Genomic DNA, 15,218 nt, shown 5'->3' with positions numbered 1-15,218 from the left:
GTGGGTCCATGACAGACGACACGAAAGACGGCCCCGCACCCGACGTCCGGAACGCCCCCGAACACCACCGATTCGAGGTCCGCGTCGAGGGTGAACTGGCCGGGTTCACCGAGTACCTCGACGACGGGAATCAACGGATCTTCTTCCACACCGAGATCGGTGAACAGTTCGGGGGGCGTGGCCTCGCCAGCACCCTGATCCGCAGCGCGCTCACCGAGACCGTCCGAGACGGCAAGCGGATCGTGCCGATCTGCCCGTTCGTCGCCGGTTACCTGAAGAAGCACGACGACTTCGCCGACGACGTCGACCCGGTAACCCCCGCCGCGATCCAGGCGGTGCAGCGTTCGAAGGGTTGATCAGGGTGCGCCGTCGGCGCCTCGCGCCTCTTCGAGCTTCCGGATGAGGGTGGCGGCGTCGTAGGGGCCGCTGTGCCGGGCGAGGTCGGTGCCCGTCGCGCCGAGGTAGAACGTGGGGGTCCCCCGGAAATCGCTCGACTCGGCGTCGAGTTCGTCGTCGTCGATGCGGTGAACGTACGTGCCCCTGCGGATGTCTTCCTCGAACCGGTCCATGTCGAGCCCCAACTCGGCGGCGTACCCGAAGATCTCGTCCTCGGCGAGGGCGTCGCTGTTGGCGAACAGGTGGTCGTGCATCTCCCAGAACCGGCCCTGCGCGGCCGCCGCTTCGCTCGCCTGGGCGGCGAAACGCGCGTGCGGATGCACGTCGTCGAGGGGGAGATGCCGGAAGACGTAGCGGAGCTCGTCCCCGAAATGGGCCCGCACGTCCCGGATGCTGCCGGTGGCCTTGCTGCAGAACGGGCACTCGAAGTCGCCGTACTCGACGAGGGTGAGCGGCGCATCCGCCGGCCCGCGCAGGTGATCGCGGCCGGGGTCGACGGGCCGGAGCAGGGTGAGTCCGACGACCTCCGTCGGCGGGTGCACAGTGTCCGACAGCCGGAACAGCGCCCAGCCGAGGACGGTGGCGATGACGGCCGCCGTCAGGACACCCACCCGAGCCTCGTTGGCGAGCTCGGGTGAGTCGATGGCCAGGTCGACGATGAACAGCGAGATCGTGAAGCCGATGCCGGCCAGCGCACTGCCACCGGCGATCTGTGACAGCGTCAGCCCGGGCGGCAGGCTGCCGGGACGCAGCTTCGAGAACAGGGCCGTGGCCGCGGTGATGCCGACGAGCTTACCGACCACCAGGCCGAGCACGATGCCCCACGCCAGCGGAGACCGGGCCGCGTCCGCGAGGGTCTGCCCGGTGATGACCACACCGGCATTGGCGAGCGCGAAGATCGGGACGACGAGGAACGCCGTGTAGGGCTGGTAGAAGCGCAGCAACCGCTCGTTGACGGACACCGCGCGCAGCACACCGAGCTGGGCGGCGCGGGCGTAGTCGGAGTTGGGTGACTGCCGGAACGCGCGCGTGAGTTCACCTGCCCGTTCCACCTCGCTGCGCCGCGGCGGATACACGGGCAGGATCAGCGCGATCAGCACGCCGACGAGGGTGGGGTGGACGCCGGACTCGTAGAACGCGACCCACGTGCCCGCCGCGACGATGAAGTAGGCGACGCCACGCCACACCTCGAGCTTGCGCAACTGGATGATCAGCAGCAGCCCGACGCACCCGAGTAGCAGCGGTCCGAGCCGGAGGTCGTCGGTGTAGAAGAAGGCGATGATGGCAAGGGCGCCGATGTCGTCGGCGACGGCCAGGGTCAGGATGAAGACGCGCAACCGGGCGGGGCACCGGGGTCCGACGAGTGCCAGTGCGCCCAGCACGAACGCCGTGTCGGTGGAGACGACGACGCCCCACGCAGTGGCCTCGTCCCCGCTGGGGTTGAGGATCAGGAACAGGACGGCGGGCAACGCCAGACCCGCGATCGCGGCGAGGAGGGGGACGGCGGCGCGGGCACGGTCGGTGAGTTCGCCGATCGTCAGCTCACGTTTCACCTCGAGCCCGACGACGAAGAAGAACAGCGTCATCAACCCGTCGTTGACCCAGTGCTTCAGGTCGAGGCTGATGCTGTTGTCGCTGATCTGGATGGTCACCGGGGTGTGCCAGAACGACTCGTACGAATCGCCGATGTTGGCCCACACCAACGCGAGGATCGTGGCGACGAGCAGAAATCCGGCCGACAGCTTGTCGTCGTCGGTGTCGTCGCGGATCAGGGCCAACCGCGCCGACAGTCGCCGAAGTGTGGTGGGGCTGCTCTGCTCGACCGTCATCGGGTCCTCGTCAGACGTAGTTCTCGAGAACGAACTTGGTGAATCCCTTGCGGATCAATCGCACGGCCTGCTTCTGGCCCTGACGCAGCACGGACTTCGGCACCCACACCTTGGGCTCGACCGACATCGTGAGGTGCACCGACGTCCCGCGCGCGGTGGGGGTCAGCCGGTACTCCCCCTCCTGGCACTTCTGCTTCTCGCTCTCGAGGAGCGTCCACGACATCTGCTCGTCCCCCAGCCACTTGTGCTCGGCCAGCTGCGTGTCCGCGACACCGAGGACTGCGAGCGTCATCCGCACGGTGCGGGGGCGTCCGTCGTCGAATCGGGACTCGACGACCACCTTCTTGTGCACCGCCGACCACTCGGGGATGCGCTCGACGTCCGCCAGCGCCGCCATCACCTGGTCCTGGGGAGCCTCGATCTCGAACTCGCCCGATACCGACAACGCCATCGATTGCTCTCCTTCTCGTCAGATCCACATGCCCTACAGTTCGGACGCGTAGCGCTCCAGCATGGCAGCAAGTTCGCCGGGGCGCGCGAGTGCCGCCAGATGACCGGTGTCGATGACCTCGGGTGCGATGCCCAGCCGCTCCCGGACGATCCGCTGCATGAAGTCGAGCGGGAACAGCCGATCGCGCCTCCCGGCGACGACACGCGTCTTCACGTGCGGCCACGCGTCCGCCTGCCACACCGTCTCGAACGGGGTGTTCGAGACGACGGGCTCCTCCTGGCTGAACGCCTCCTCGGTGACGTCGTCGGGCACGTCGTGGAAGAACAGTGCCCGCAGGTCGTCGGGCGCGTCCGGGTCGCGACCCTCCAGCACGTCGAACGCCCGTTTCGCCTCCGGCTGACCGGTGGTCTCCCACCACTGCCCGGGTGCCTCCCCTGGCGCGGGCAGCATCGGTGCCAGGAGAACCAGCAGGTCGACGTCGACCTCGCCACGCTGACAGACGATCGCCGCGGTGAACGCGGACATGGACTGCGCGACCAGCACGATCGACCCCTCGACGTCCTCGACCGCATCGACGACGACGTCGGCGAACTCGTACTGGCCCGCGTCGTCGTCGCCGTACGGAAGGTCGACGGCGATCACCGAGTGCCCGCTCCCCTCCAGGATCGGTGCGACGCGGTGCCAGTACCACGAGTCCGAGCCGGCGCCGGGCAGCAGAACGAAGGTTGCGGGCATCTCGACTGATCTCCTGTTTCCGGGACACGAACGGTCGAGTCGAGCCTAAGCGCTACGTGCGCGGGAATGCGCGCCCGGACACACCTTGCCACTCACCTGCGGGGATCTGAAACGGAAGCGCCGCCGAGGGCGATACACCAGTAGGTCGGACAGGAAGCTCCGACCGTGCCGGGATCCACCACACGTTACGAGAACTGAGCTGACATGTTCACCAACCATCTCTTCGGCGGAATGACCGAACAGGAAATCGACATCGAAATCGCCGACGAGCTGGCGGCCTGACGCACGGTCCCCGCACGTGAGTGGCGATGTGCACCCCGGCACGCTGCGCCACTCACCTACGAATGACGTTCACGCTCAGCCCTTCGCAGGCTACCGGTGTCGTTGACCCTCCCGGTTGCCGCCCTCACGGGAGTTCGCCGTCAGGCCGGCTCCCGCATCACGCCGAAGTGGCGCACCGTCCCGGAAACGCCTGGAAGCTCTTGCACGGGCGACCAGGTGCGCAGCCCATCCGTGCTGTCGGAATAGAGATACTTTCCTTCGGTATAGGCGTCGAGATAGATCCGCCAGGTGTCGTTCGGCAACTGAACCAGGGCTGGGCCCTCCACCAGCGAGCCCCAATTTCCAGGCGGGACGAATGAATAGGGCCCCGTCACCGACGACGCGACCGCATGCTCGACGACCTTCTTCGTCTCGTTCTTGGTAAACGCATGGTAGGTCGATCCCACCTTGACCACGGTGGTGTCGATATGGTCCGCGCCGATCCCGGCGAGCGGAACAGGCGGGCTCCACAACCTGAGCGATGGTTCCAGCGCCGTCATCAGATACGGCACGAATCCTCCCCCGGTCGACAGCGACAGGATGACGTTGACCCGGTCGCCGTCCACGAACCATTCAGGTGCCCAGGCCTTGGTGGTGAACGGCGACAGCGACGGTCCGTCGCTGAACCCGGCCGACCCCGAGGAACCCGGCGGGCTCGCTGAGCCCGTTCCGTCTCCCGTGCCCGGCAGGAAGGCACAGCAGAACGGGACAGGCCAGGCCCCAAGGAACTTCCAGTCCATGCGGTCACTGCTGCGTGCGAAGCCGATGTTCGCCCCGTCGACCGTCGTGTAGGTGAGGTAGTAGAACCCGTCCGTGTGCCGGAAGATGCTCGGGTCACGCACCACCCCTGACGGAGGCCGATACGCAGACAGTCGGAGGGGCTGGAACCCCGTGCCGTCCTCAGACTCGTATACATCCAGGTCGCGGTCGCTGACGTTGCTGAACGCCACCATCGTGGTTCGCCAGGCGAGCGGTGCGGCGCCGCTGCTCCCCGGGGCGGCGACCAGCAAGCCTGCGACAGCGAGCATCACCATCGATAGGGCGGAAAAGCAGGTTCGTTTGGGCAGCATCACCGGTGCAGTATCTATCACAGCAGGCGCACCATGCGTAACTTTGGCCGCAGGCAGCGGATCGTTACCGACGGCCGTGCAATGACGCCGTAGACGAACCCGAGGGCGCCACCCGCAGCAGCGGCAATCAATACCCCTGCGGCGCGGTCGGTCTACGCGCGCGCCTTATGCATGAGGGCATCCCGGCGTAGCGTCACGGGGACACTGTAGACGGAGGAGTGCTCATGTCGGGCGAACTGTCGTTCTTCGAATTGGGTGTGGCCAACGCGGAGCAGGGCCGAAAGTTCTACTCGGCGTTGTTCGGTTGGGAATTCGAATCCGGGCCCGGCGGGTCGGGTTACTCCATCAACACACCGAACGTCCCGGGCGGGATCCACGGCGGCGACGAGGGCGCCGGCCCGTATGTCTTCTTCCGGGTGCCCGACCTCGACGCCGCGGTCGAGCAGGTACTGGCGCTGGGCGGCACCGTCGACGCCGTCGAGCTGGGCGAAGACACCGAGTCGGTGGCGAAATTCGGGCGGTTCAAGCTGTGCCACGACGATCAGGGTTCCGCCTTCGGGCTGCACGAACCGCCGTCCGGCAACTGAATCAGCGCGCCCCGGAACGGAGACTCCCGGGGCGCGCTGATTCGGATCGGTCGGTTACGGCTCGTTCGGCGAGTCGCCTCCGCCCTCGTCACCGCTGAAGGTGGCCGGTTGCGGCAGACCGTCCTCGGGTCCGTCGCACCAATTGTCGTACTGGTTGTACGGTTCTGCGCCCCACGCCGGGACGTTGTTCTCGTACGGTTCCGCCCAGTCGTCGCAGCCGGCCGGGCCGGTCGGCGGAACACCAGGAGGCAATGGTGCAACCGTGTCCGGTGCGCGCACCGGTACGACCGCCGAGTCGAGCGCGTCACCCCAGGCGACACCGGATGTTCCCAAACCGATCGAGGCCGCGAACACAGCGACCGCAGCCAATCTCGAGCCGACCTTCATCGTTGCCTCCCATAAGTGAATAACGCTGCCTAAGGGCTGTACCCAAAGACAACGTAAACAATCCTCGGAGGGCGAATTTCGTGAATGAAATTTGACGGACGGTCGGTTTCAGTTCACGACCGAGCTACACGACGGCACATGCCTCGTGCGAACATTCACCGTCGAATCAGGGATTGACCGTCCGGCCCTGCTGGTCATTGACCGGCGGCTGCTGCGCGGAAAGGCCGTCTTCGGGGCCGTCGCACCAGTTGTCGAATTGGTTGTACGGATCGGTGCCCCACGCCGGGACGTTGTTCTCGTACGGTTCCGACCAGTCGTCGCATCCGATCGGACCGTTCTGCGGGAATCCGGGTGGCATCGGCTGAATGACGTCCGGCCGACGCACCGGAACCGCCGAGTCGAGACTGCCGCCCCAGGCGACACCGGATGCTCCCAATCCGATCGAAGCCGCGAATACCGCCACCGCGGCCACTCTCCTGCCCATTCTCATGACTGCCTCCGTTGGTTACATGGCCTCTCGGGGCGGTACCCAGAAACCCGGAAAACAATCCTCGAAGGTAGCGTTTCGTCCAAGAATTTCGACGATCAGTCGGTTTCCGGTCGGCAGCGCATGTACATCTCGGTGACCGAGGTCAGGACCTGCTTGCCCGACCCGTTGAGAATCTCCGCCGCGACCGTCACCAAGGCCCGACCGCGATCGTCAGGCGTCACCTCCTCCACAACCAGCTTTCCGGTGAGCACATCACCCGGCTTCACCGGCCGGAGGAAGTTGACGTCGCGCATCCGCACCCCCGCAATGACGCTCCAGCCTGCATAAAGAGTGGTCGCGGACAGTCGCTGACACACCGCGATCGTGTGCACACCACTCGCGATGAGCCCCCCGAAATAGCCACCATCTGCAGATTCACGGTCGATGTGGAACGACTGCGGATCCCACTGCCCTGCGAACTCGACCAGCTCCTCCTCCGTCACCGTGTACGAGCCCAGCTCGAACTTCTCGCCCACCCGGAGGTCGTCCGCATAGACGACGTCACATTTGCTGTCCACTACCAACCGTCCGATCATTCGCTCACGCCTCCACCGAACACGGAGGCTGACGTCGAGGATATGACTGGACGCCGGCAGCGGCGACAGTGCCCTACCGCCGAGGGTGGAGGTCGCCGTCAGTTCTCGTCGTAGCGCGGCCAGCCCGGATACGGGGCAAGCGTCGAGTAGGGGGTGTCGTGTGGGAGGTTCGCTTTATGCGGTCGCCCAACCCTCGCATCGGGCATGCGCGAGTCGCACTCCGCGTGTACGTTCTGATCGCGCGCGGCCGGCACATGCTCACTGACCGTCCAACCAGCGAATACATCCGCTGATGGAGCACGCTCTGCACCCTCGGCAACAATTCGTTCGGAAGCGACAGACTGCGTCTGCTCGGGTGCCACTATTCTTACCGTTTCCGCTTGCGGAGACGGACCTGTCAGATTGAAGTATCGGCCGTCCTTCTTCGCCATCACGGTGTAGTTACCCGAACACACAGTGGCGACCCACCCGTCCTCTGTCGGTGTCAGTGCCAGGAGGTGCTCGAATTGGGTTCCGACGAGTTGTTCCAGCTCAGGGTCGTTCGAATGGTCGAAGTCGACACGGTCGCGTTGCTGTGACGTCGCCTCAGCGAAACCTGGGTAGCCCGCCGACAACGCGTGACCATGAATCGCGAGGTAGTACGACTCCATGTACGCCCGGGCCACAACCGCAGGCCTGCTGAGCAGATCGATACCTGGATCTGCTGACCACCGAACGTTGTAGTCGACGTTCTCGGGGACGCTATATCCGGCGACCACGCTTTCCGGAGTATCGATCGACGTTTTCGCTTCATCGGTGCCGCAGGCACTAACCGACACGACAACTGCAACAAGGACAGTCGAAATCTGAGCCCTCATCGCCCGAACTCCATGTTCTGTACCTGCTCACGACCGGCATTCATGGCGTCGACAAACTCACCAACTCCGGAAAAGCCTGCTTCGGTGATGTATCCGGCCAAACTCGATGAAAGCAGCGGGGTTGTAAAGCTGGGACGATCAGAGACGATCTCGTCATACGGCAGCAAGGGGCCATTCACTCCATCTCGAAAATCCTCGAGACCGACATATGGTTCGAGCGAGCCGCCATTCGCCGCCTGAAGACCGAGAGCAATCTGGTAGTAGTGCTTTGCGAGAAGGGAATCCTCCGCGAACTGAGTGTTCGGCTGGACGGTGCTGTCGGGTACCGCGCCCATGACCGCGCTCTTGAATGCTGGATCCGCGAGATCGATTCCGCTGGAGATGATTGGTCCGGCGCCGGGGATGAACTCGACGCCCTTGCTGACTACAGTTCTGATCGTGTCGTACGCGACACCCTTGCTCTCGAAACCGGCTGAATATTTTGATGATTCGTCGCCAACTCGGTCCGAGAATTCGAGATCGAGCCCCTTGTCGACCACACCCTGGATACTCCCCGCCCACGAACCGTACTCGTAGTGCGGCATCTGCGGAGTGAGACCTTCCAACGCCCACGCCTGCTCGAGCTGAGCCGACATTCCGAACGCCTGCGCGTTGAAGTAGCTTGCCGCATCGGCATTGGAGTCGATGACCGAGAAGAGGCGGGGCGCGTTTTCGAGCCCGAATTCACCGCCGGTCGGGCTGGTGAAACCCGAAGTGCCTGCGAAGTCGCCGGGCACCCCCACCATGTTGCCGATGTACGGCGCGAGCGTTGTGCCCAACGCCCGCGTGATTTCGGGGTTCACCTCACCGATTGCCTGCCCGTTCATCCCGGGGATGTCGAGTAGCTCGGCGTCTTTCGCGGCGAGGATTTGTGCGAGGCCGAATGCCGATTCCCCGGCTTGTGTCGACCGGAATATTTCGCCGGGATCGGATGGATCGGAGGGCCTGGCGTCGTCGGCGATCCAGTCGAACATCCCGGCGACGTTCTGTTCGCCTCCGTCGGTCCAATCACGTTGGAGCAGGGGCATGATGACGTCGTCGCGGTTGTAGTCGGCCGGCATGCCTTCACCGGACAGGATGTTGTGGACGGCGGCATGGTCGCGGCCACCGACGCCGACCATGTCCTGCAGGAGGGTGTCGACGCCGTCGCGGCCCAGCGCGTTGTGGTCGAAGGAGTCCCCGATGAGGAGACTCTTGTCGTTGGTGGCCGAGGCGATCTCGCCGGCACGGGAGACGAGGCTCTCGCTCAGCTCACTGCCCTGCTGAACGCCCGGGTTCGCGAGACCGAACGCCTTGGTGAATCGCGCCAGGTCATCTCCGTTGTTGACGACCACAGACGGTTGCGGGGCGTCGTGCGCGCCCTTCATCAGGTTGCCGGTCGACGTCACCGGGCCCTCGAACAGTCCTCGAAGGCTTTCCGGAATGTGGCTCTGGCCGCCGACGTCGCCGCTGGCACTACCGATGTTGTAGTTCGACACCACGGCGAGGCCGTTGGACAGCGCGCTCGCGGCCTCGGTGCGCCCGTTCTCGCTGTACTGCTCGGACAGTGCGAGGAACCCTTCCTTGCCGGCCGCCGTATAGAACTGTTGCAGGAAATCGATCGTTCCCTGTGGCAGATCGGTGACCTTGCCGCCGTCGGCCAGCGTCTGCACTTGTGCGGGAGTGAGCCCTGCGGCCACGATCTCCCGGGCAACACGGTCACGGACGTCCTGTGCAATGTCGGAACCACCCCGCGCGACCTGCTCACCCAGCGCGGTGCCCTCGTGCCCCGACAGGCCTGCGGCCGCCGGGGCACTCGCCGCCACGGCCCCGAGCGCGTCCCGGATCGCCGTCGCCATGTCCCGGTCGGCAGTGTCGAGTTCCGTCAGCGCTCCACCGAGTTGGCTGCGCCAGTACTCCATCAGCTCGGCACGCTCGGCAGCTTCGGTCTCGCTCATCGTCTTCGGCGGGCTGACGATCTGCCAGTCGTCGGAGACGGTGAATCCGTCGGTTGCCGCCTTGTCGATCACGGTGGCGACGTAGTCCCGCGCATGCCCGAGGCGATCGGCCCCGCCCGCAAGCGCGTTCGACAGATCCTCCAGATCATCTGCGAGCCTGCGGATTTCCGTGCACTCACTGTTCGCCCGCTGCTCGGCGGCCGCCTGCGCCGGACCGCGCCAGTCGTCATGTCGACCCAGATCCGCGACAGCACGCTGGACGTCGTCCGCCCGGCTCCGCGTGTCGTCGGCGGTCCGTCCGATTTCCTCGCCCGCCAGTGTCAGGTCCTGCGGGTTCCACACATGCAGTTGCGACCTACGCGGAATCACAGCTCCCCCATCGCCGACAGCTGCGACGCGAACGAGTTGTCGGTGACCTCGTAGTTCTCGGCCCCGTCGCCCGCGATGAACGCCATCTCGTCGATGCGACTGGCCGCGACTCCGAGCGCGGATGCGAGGATGTCGCCGGCGTCCTTGCATGCCGCCGCGGTGTCGGACCCCTCGACGGCCCGGACCGCGTGCTCGAAGCTCCGCCGGCCGCCCAACGCCTCGACCTCACGCGCAATGGCGCCGAGCGCGGTGGACATCGCCCGCAGCATGTCGGGATCGACCTTGACGACCGCGACGTCCGGTCCACCGAGCACCGGCGGCAGCCCGGGGACGGCGGCCAGCGGAGGCTGCGTCGCACCGGTCCCGTCCAGCGACGCAATGACACTCTCCGGCCATGACATATCGCCCTCTGACATCGACATCTCCCCCTGATAGCCGCATCGAGATCCACCCCCGGATCCGGGTCACCGACACGCTCGGCGACCGTGGAGACAATAGCGGACGCCGTCACACGGACGTGTGACCACAACACGGTTGCGCAACGGTTCGGCGGATTCGCTGATTGAGAATCGGGTGAACCGGGTATCGAGACCAGATGGCCATCACCGATATCAAGGAGTACAGCCACCTCACCGATGCGGATGTGGAGGCGCTGGGCGCGGAACTCGATGCGATCCGGGCAGACATCGAAGAGTCCCGCGGCGCCCGTGACGCGCGGTACATCGACCGGACGATCAAACTGCAGCGGTCGCTGGCGATCGCGGGCAGGGTCGTCCTGTTCGGTAGCCGGAAGAGACCTGCGTGGATCCTCGGTACCGCCTTGATGGGTGCGGCGAAGATCATCGAGAACATGGAACTCGGCCACAATGTCATTCACGGTCAATGGGATTGGATGAACGATCCCGAGATCCACTCGTCGAACTGGGAGTGGGACAACACGTGCCCGTCGTCGGGGTGGAAGCACTCGCACAACTACGTCCATCACAAGTTCACCAACATCGTTGGTCTCGACAGCGACGTCGGTTACGGGATCCTGCGTATGACCCGGGACCAGAAGTGGTCGCCGGTGTACCTGGCGCAGCCGTTCTACAACGTCCTGCTGGCGTTGCTGTTCGAGTGGGGTGTCGCGCTGCACCACCTGGACGTGGCGAGCATCCGGCGCGGCGACTACGACCGCGCCGAAACCCTCCGCAACGCGAAGGAGGTGGGACGCAAGATCGCGCGGCAGGTCGGCAAGGACTATGTGGTGTTCCCGGCGCTCACCGGCCCGGCATGGAAGAGCACGCTGACGGCGAACATCACCGCCAACGTGATCCGCAACCTGTGGGCCTACGGCGTGATCTTCTGCGGTCACTTCCCGGACGGTGCCGAGAAGTTCACCAAGGAGGAGTTCGAGAAGGAGACCAAGGCCGAGTGGTACCTGCGGCAGATGCTGGGCTCCGCCAACTTCAACGCCGGCCCGGTGCTGGCGTTCATGAGCGGCAACCTCTGCTACCAGATCGAGCACCACGCTTTCCCTGACCTGCCCAGCAACCGCTATGCCGAGATCGGTGTGAAGATGCGGGAACTGTGCGACAAGTACGACCTCCCCTACACGACGGGTTCGCTCCCGCACCAGTACGGGCTCACCCTCCGCACCATCTTCAAGCTCGCCCTGCCCAACCGCTTCCTGTCGGCGTCCGCGGACGACGCACCGGAGACGGCGTCGGAACTCCGATTCCGCATTCGGGGTGGGATGAAGGAAGTGTTCGGGGTCGATCCTGCGACCGGGAAGCGGCGCGGACTGCGCACCGCGCTGGCGATGATCCGCAACTGACTACGACGTCCACGCGTACCGGAAGCGCTGTGCGACCTCGTCGACCGGTTTGTCCCGGTATTCGGCGAGCTCGTACCCCTTGACCGCCGCGAGCGCCTCCATGATCAGCGGCCCGAACAGATCCCGCGGGAGCGCCGACGACTCGAACATTCCGAGCACGTCGGACGGCTGGGTCGGGAGGAGATCGACGGCGTGGGCGCCGGTCAGTTCCGCCGGGTCGACCGACACCTCGTCCGGGAGGGGAAGCCCAGTGGCGATGCCGTCGTGGGCGGCGCCGAGAATGGCGGCGCTGCTCAGATACGGGTTCGCGGACGGGTCGATGGGTTTGATCTCGAGGTTCGCGCCGTGCGGGTTCCCGGCGGTGTCCGCGCAGAGGCGGACGGCGGCCTCCCGGTTTTCCAGGCCCCAGCAGCGGAACACCCCCGACCACATGCCCGGGCGCAACCGCAGGTGCGACAGCGCCGACCCGGCGAGAACGGCCGTGAACTCGGGTAGCGCCCGCAGAATCCCGGCGATGGCCGCACCACCGGCGGGAGTCAGCCCGTACTGGCCCGGGCATCCCGACAGGATCGGCAGGTCACCCTCGGCGATCGACACGTGCTGGTGGGCGCCGTTTCCCGCCCCTCCCGCGACGGGCATGGGTGAGAACGACGCCCGCAGCCCCTGGGCACGCGCGACCCTGCTGATCAGGGCGCGGGCAAGTACCGCGTTGTCGGCCGCCGTGACAGGATCCGCGGGGGCGAGCGACACCTCGAACTGGTTCAGCCCCGCCTCGGCGTGGACCTGTTCGATCGGTAGCGCGGCCGTCGACGCCGCAGCGAGCAGATGCTCGAAGAATTCATCCTGCGCGAGAACGGCATTGAGGCCGTAGGCGGACCATTCTTCGGCGGTCGCCGCTTCGAAGAGGGTGAACTCGATCTCGTGACCGATCCGCGCGGTCAGTCCGGATTCCGCCAACCGCGTCGACACCTGCCGCAGCGCACCCCGGGTGCAGGCGAGCGACGGCGTCCCGTCCTGCTCGGTCAGGCACGCCGGCGCCCAATACGTGCCGTTGCCCAGATCTCGCACGTCGTCGCCGTCGATACGCAGACGGAGGTCGCCCACGACGGAGAAGGACGGCGTGAACGCGAGATGGTCGTCGACGCAGAACACATTCCAGCTCGGCGATGCTCCAGCACCGGAGTCGACGAAGGAATCCAGTCTCGAGATCGGAAATACTTTCGCCCGGGACACCCCGGCCATGTCGACGATCGAGCCGACGATGCGGTCCGTGTGGCCGAAGCCGCCCTCTGCGCGGCGCATCAGGCCCTCGCCACCGCGGTGGTCCGCGCGAGGAAGCCGAGCACGCTGTGCACCGCTTCGCGCTGCGCCCGGCCCTGACCTGCGCCCCCGCCACCGAACGCGATGCCGCCGGTCCACTGCGCGTCGGCGGGGAACATTCCGAGGCGGAGGAGGTGGCCGGCGCCGTCGAACGTCCGGTGTTCGTCGCGGGTGCCGGATCGACGCCCGAGAAGTGCCGTGGCCATCTCGTACGACGGCCACAACTGGTCGTCGGCGCCGGTCAGGCACAGCACCGGCGCGGTCGCCTGTTCGGCCCGCAACGTCGCCTCGGCCGGTGCGGCCGCGAGCCCGGCCCGGTAGGCGGCACCCAGCCGCAGCAGGCTCGGGCGGTGCGCGGTGAGGTCGTGGTGCGCCCGCCACGCGTTGCGGATCAGCTGGGGCATCAGCGTCCCACCCGGCAGCGGCGCCCACGGCACGGGCCCGCTGTTCCATGTCCACGACGGGGTGTCGGCGATCTCGCCGTCGGGGCCGATCGCCTGCCACGACACCGAACTCGGGCTGATCAGGATCAGCCCGGCGACGGGGAGGTCGCCGACGCAGGCGGAGGCCAACAGGCCCTCCGCACCCCGCGAAATGGCCATCGCGGTCAGGCGGCTCGCGTCCACCGACGGCTGCGCACCGAGAGCCTCGACCGCGGACGTGAACCGCTCGAGCGGAACGTTCACCAGCGTCGCGTCGGTGTTCGATTCGTCCACCCACGAATAGGCCAGTGCGGCATACCCGTTGGCGGCGAGCATCCCGATGGTGGAACGTTGGGAGTCGACGCCGCCCTCCGAGCCGCCGAAGCAGGCGACGCCCGGCCACCCGCCGCTCGGCGCGTCGCCGGCGGGCAGTGCGAGCAGGGCGGGCCGGCCGCCGACATCGAGGGAACGGACGGACACTCCGGGGGCGCTCACGTGACGCGTCACCGTCCGCCGCGACGTTCCGTCCGGAGTGCTCGCCTCGACAGTGACCAGCCACGCGTCGGGCGGCGGCACGAAGACGTCGGGTACCCGGTCTTCGGACACGAAACGCATGGCCCACAACGGGGCGTCGGCGTCCGCCACGTCCCAATCACCGTGGTCCGGAACCTGTCCGGCAACGTCGACGATTCCGTCGGCCGGGACGGTGAACGTGGCCTCGGACCGCCATTGCCCACCGAACAGGTCGGTCCCGGTGGTGCGGACGGTCACCGACGATCCGGGCCGGTCGCCGCGGACGATCAGCGAGAACGCCTCGTCGTGACGCGACGACGCCGGAACGTCGAGTTCGACGGACCCCGCCGACACGTCCGCGGCCGGCGCGGGCTGCTCGGCGACCGCCGGCTCCGCCGAAGATTGCGTCTCCAGCAGCTGCGACCGCTTCTCGAACCATCCGGGAAATACCGCGGACACCAGCCCCGCGATGCCCATGAGGGTGAACGGCAGCACCCAGTAGCAGACGACGGACAGGGTGTCGCCAGCGTCGCGCATGGTGGCGTCGCCGTCGACGATCGGCGGGATCAGCGAGAACACGGTCATCAGTCCGAACGCGGCCACCCACATCCACGTCATGGCCGTGGTGATGTACCGGAAGCCGCCGCTCGCCGCCGTCCGGGCGTCCACGGTTGCCGTCGCGTACTCGCGCACGAAGGGCCGCCCGATCACGACGCCCACCACCGCGATCGCGAACAACCCGAAGTTGCTGAGTGGCTGAAGCCAGCGTTCGAGGACGGCGTCGTCCAGGGTGAGTGCCGCGATCAGCAGCAGCGCGAAAACGGCGACGGTGCCGACCTCGAGGGTCCGCCACGGTTGGCCCCGTAACCGTTGCACCACCTGGCCAATCGCCGCGATACCGAACGCGATCGCGACGGCAGCGACGAATCCCGTGTTGCCCACCAGGATCCAGTAGACGATCCACGGTGCGAATCCGATGATGAATCCCATTGCACTGCCCCACTGCCCGGCACACCCGAGCGGACGACGGCCGACCCACACATATTGTCGGCCCTCGGGCGGGCGCGGGGGCCGGATTCACCGAGCCGAGCGGGTACCGCTCAG

Annotated in this window: 15 protein-coding genes; 3 read left to right on the top strand and 12 right to left on the bottom strand. The window is 66.5% G+C overall.

Annotated elements, in window-relative coordinates; genetic code table 11:
• Nucleotides 1–8 precede the first annotated feature (8 nt).
• Nucleotides 9–356: a GNAT family N-acetyltransferase gene (locus tag JVH1_RS28780; RefSeq protein ID WP_009474404.1), complete on the top strand. Its 348-nt coding sequence runs from the start codon at nt 9–11 to the stop codon at nt 354–356.
• Here the strand turns inward: JVH1_RS28780 and nhaA are convergent, their stop codons facing one another.
• From nhaA to JVH1_RS28760, 4 genes are all read right to left on the bottom strand, one after another.
• Nucleotides 357–2,225 (bottom strand): Na+/H+ antiporter NhaA, encoded by a 1,869-nt coding sequence (nhaA, locus tag JVH1_RS28775; RefSeq protein WP_009474405.1) that lies wholly within the window; start codon nt 2,223–2,225, stop codon nt 357–359.
• Between the two features lie 10 nt (nt 2,226–2,235).
• Entirely contained in the window at nt 2,236–2,676 is a 441-nt protein-coding gene (locus JVH1_RS28770) for an SRPBCC family protein (protein WP_009474406.1), read from the bottom strand.
• A gap of 33 nt (nt 2,677–2,709) precedes the next feature.
• Nucleotides 2,710–3,411 carry an alpha/beta fold hydrolase gene (locus JVH1_RS28765; protein ID WP_009474407.1) on the bottom strand — a complete coding sequence of 234 codons (702 nt, stop codon included), beginning with the start codon at nt 3,409–3,411 and terminating at the stop codon, nt 2,710–2,712.
• A 422-nt stretch (nt 3,412–3,833) separates the two neighbouring features.
• Complete coding sequence (locus tag JVH1_RS28760; RefSeq protein ID WP_237724105.1) at nt 3,834–4,802, bottom strand: arabinofuranosidase; 969 nt, start codon at nt 4,800–4,802, stop codon at nt 3,834–3,836.
• A 224-nt stretch (nt 4,803–5,026) separates the two neighbouring features.
• On the opposite strand from JVH1_RS28760, the gene JVH1_RS28755 reads away from it, so the two are divergent.
• Nucleotides 5,027–5,389 (top strand): VOC family protein, encoded by a 363-nt coding sequence (locus JVH1_RS28755; protein ID WP_009474409.1) that lies wholly within the window; start codon nt 5,027–5,029, stop codon nt 5,387–5,389.
• A gap of 54 nt (nt 5,390–5,443) precedes the next feature.
• Here JVH1_RS28755 and JVH1_RS28750 read toward each other — a convergent pair whose 3' ends face one another.
• The 6 genes from JVH1_RS28750 to JVH1_RS28725 all read right to left on the bottom strand — a co-directional run bounded on the left by JVH1_RS28750 (nt 5,444) and on the right by JVH1_RS28725 (nt 10,465).
• Nucleotides 5,444–5,776, bottom strand: coding sequence for a hypothetical protein (locus tag JVH1_RS28750; protein WP_009474410.1), 333 nt, complete (start codon nt 5,774–5,776; stop codon nt 5,444–5,446).
• 166 nt (nt 5,777–5,942) lie between these two features.
• Nucleotides 5,943–6,266, bottom strand: coding sequence for a hypothetical protein (locus JVH1_RS28745; RefSeq protein ID WP_011594651.1), 324 nt, complete (start codon nt 6,264–6,266; stop codon nt 5,943–5,945).
• Between the two features lie 95 nt (nt 6,267–6,361).
• Nucleotides 6,362–6,841: a MaoC/PaaZ C-terminal domain-containing protein gene (locus tag JVH1_RS28740; protein WP_009474412.1), complete on the bottom strand. Its 480-nt coding sequence runs from the start codon at nt 6,839–6,841 to the stop codon at nt 6,362–6,364.
• A gap of 98 nt (nt 6,842–6,939) precedes the next feature.
• Nucleotides 6,940–7,698 carry a hypothetical protein gene (locus JVH1_RS28735; protein ID WP_009474413.1) on the bottom strand — a complete coding sequence of 253 codons (759 nt, stop codon included), beginning with the start codon at nt 7,696–7,698 and terminating at the stop codon, nt 6,940–6,942.
• Complete coding sequence (locus JVH1_RS28730) at nt 7,695–10,043, bottom strand: WXG100 family type VII secretion target (protein WP_009474414.1); 2,349 nt, start codon at nt 10,041–10,043, stop codon at nt 7,695–7,697. Before JVH1_RS28730 ends, JVH1_RS28735 begins: the two co-directional genes overlap by 4 nt.
• Nucleotides 10,040–10,465 (bottom strand): hypothetical protein, encoded by a 426-nt coding sequence (locus tag JVH1_RS28725; RefSeq protein ID WP_337460321.1) that lies wholly within the window; start codon nt 10,463–10,465, stop codon nt 10,040–10,042. Before JVH1_RS28725 ends, JVH1_RS28730 begins: the two co-directional genes overlap by 4 nt.
• A 173-nt stretch (nt 10,466–10,638) precedes the next feature.
• Between JVH1_RS28725 and JVH1_RS28720 the strand changes: the two genes are divergently transcribed.
• Nucleotides 10,639–11,859 (top strand): fatty acid desaturase, encoded by a 1,221-nt coding sequence (locus tag JVH1_RS28720; RefSeq protein WP_007300454.1) that lies wholly within the window; start codon nt 10,639–10,641, stop codon nt 11,857–11,859.
• Here JVH1_RS28720 and JVH1_RS28715 read toward each other — a convergent pair whose 3' ends face one another.
• Complete coding sequence (locus JVH1_RS28715) at nt 11,860–13,161, bottom strand: glutamine synthetase family protein (RefSeq protein ID WP_009474417.1); 1,302 nt, start codon at nt 13,159–13,161, stop codon at nt 11,860–11,862.
• Nucleotides 13,161–15,104, bottom strand: coding sequence for an acyl-CoA thioesterase/bile acid-CoA:amino acid N-acyltransferase family protein (locus tag JVH1_RS28710; protein WP_009474418.1), 1,944 nt, complete (start codon nt 15,102–15,104; stop codon nt 13,161–13,163). The genes JVH1_RS28715 and JVH1_RS28710 overlap by 1 nt, the downstream gene beginning before the upstream one ends.
• Between the last annotated feature and the right edge of the window lie 114 nt (nt 15,105–15,218).

Source organism: Rhodococcus sp. JVH1, from assembly GCF_000280725.2.
Classification (GTDB): domain Bacteria; phylum Actinomycetota; class Actinomycetes; order Mycobacteriales; family Mycobacteriaceae; genus Rhodococcus_F; species Rhodococcus_F jostii_A.
This window is presented reverse-complemented; position numbering and strand designations above follow the sequence as displayed.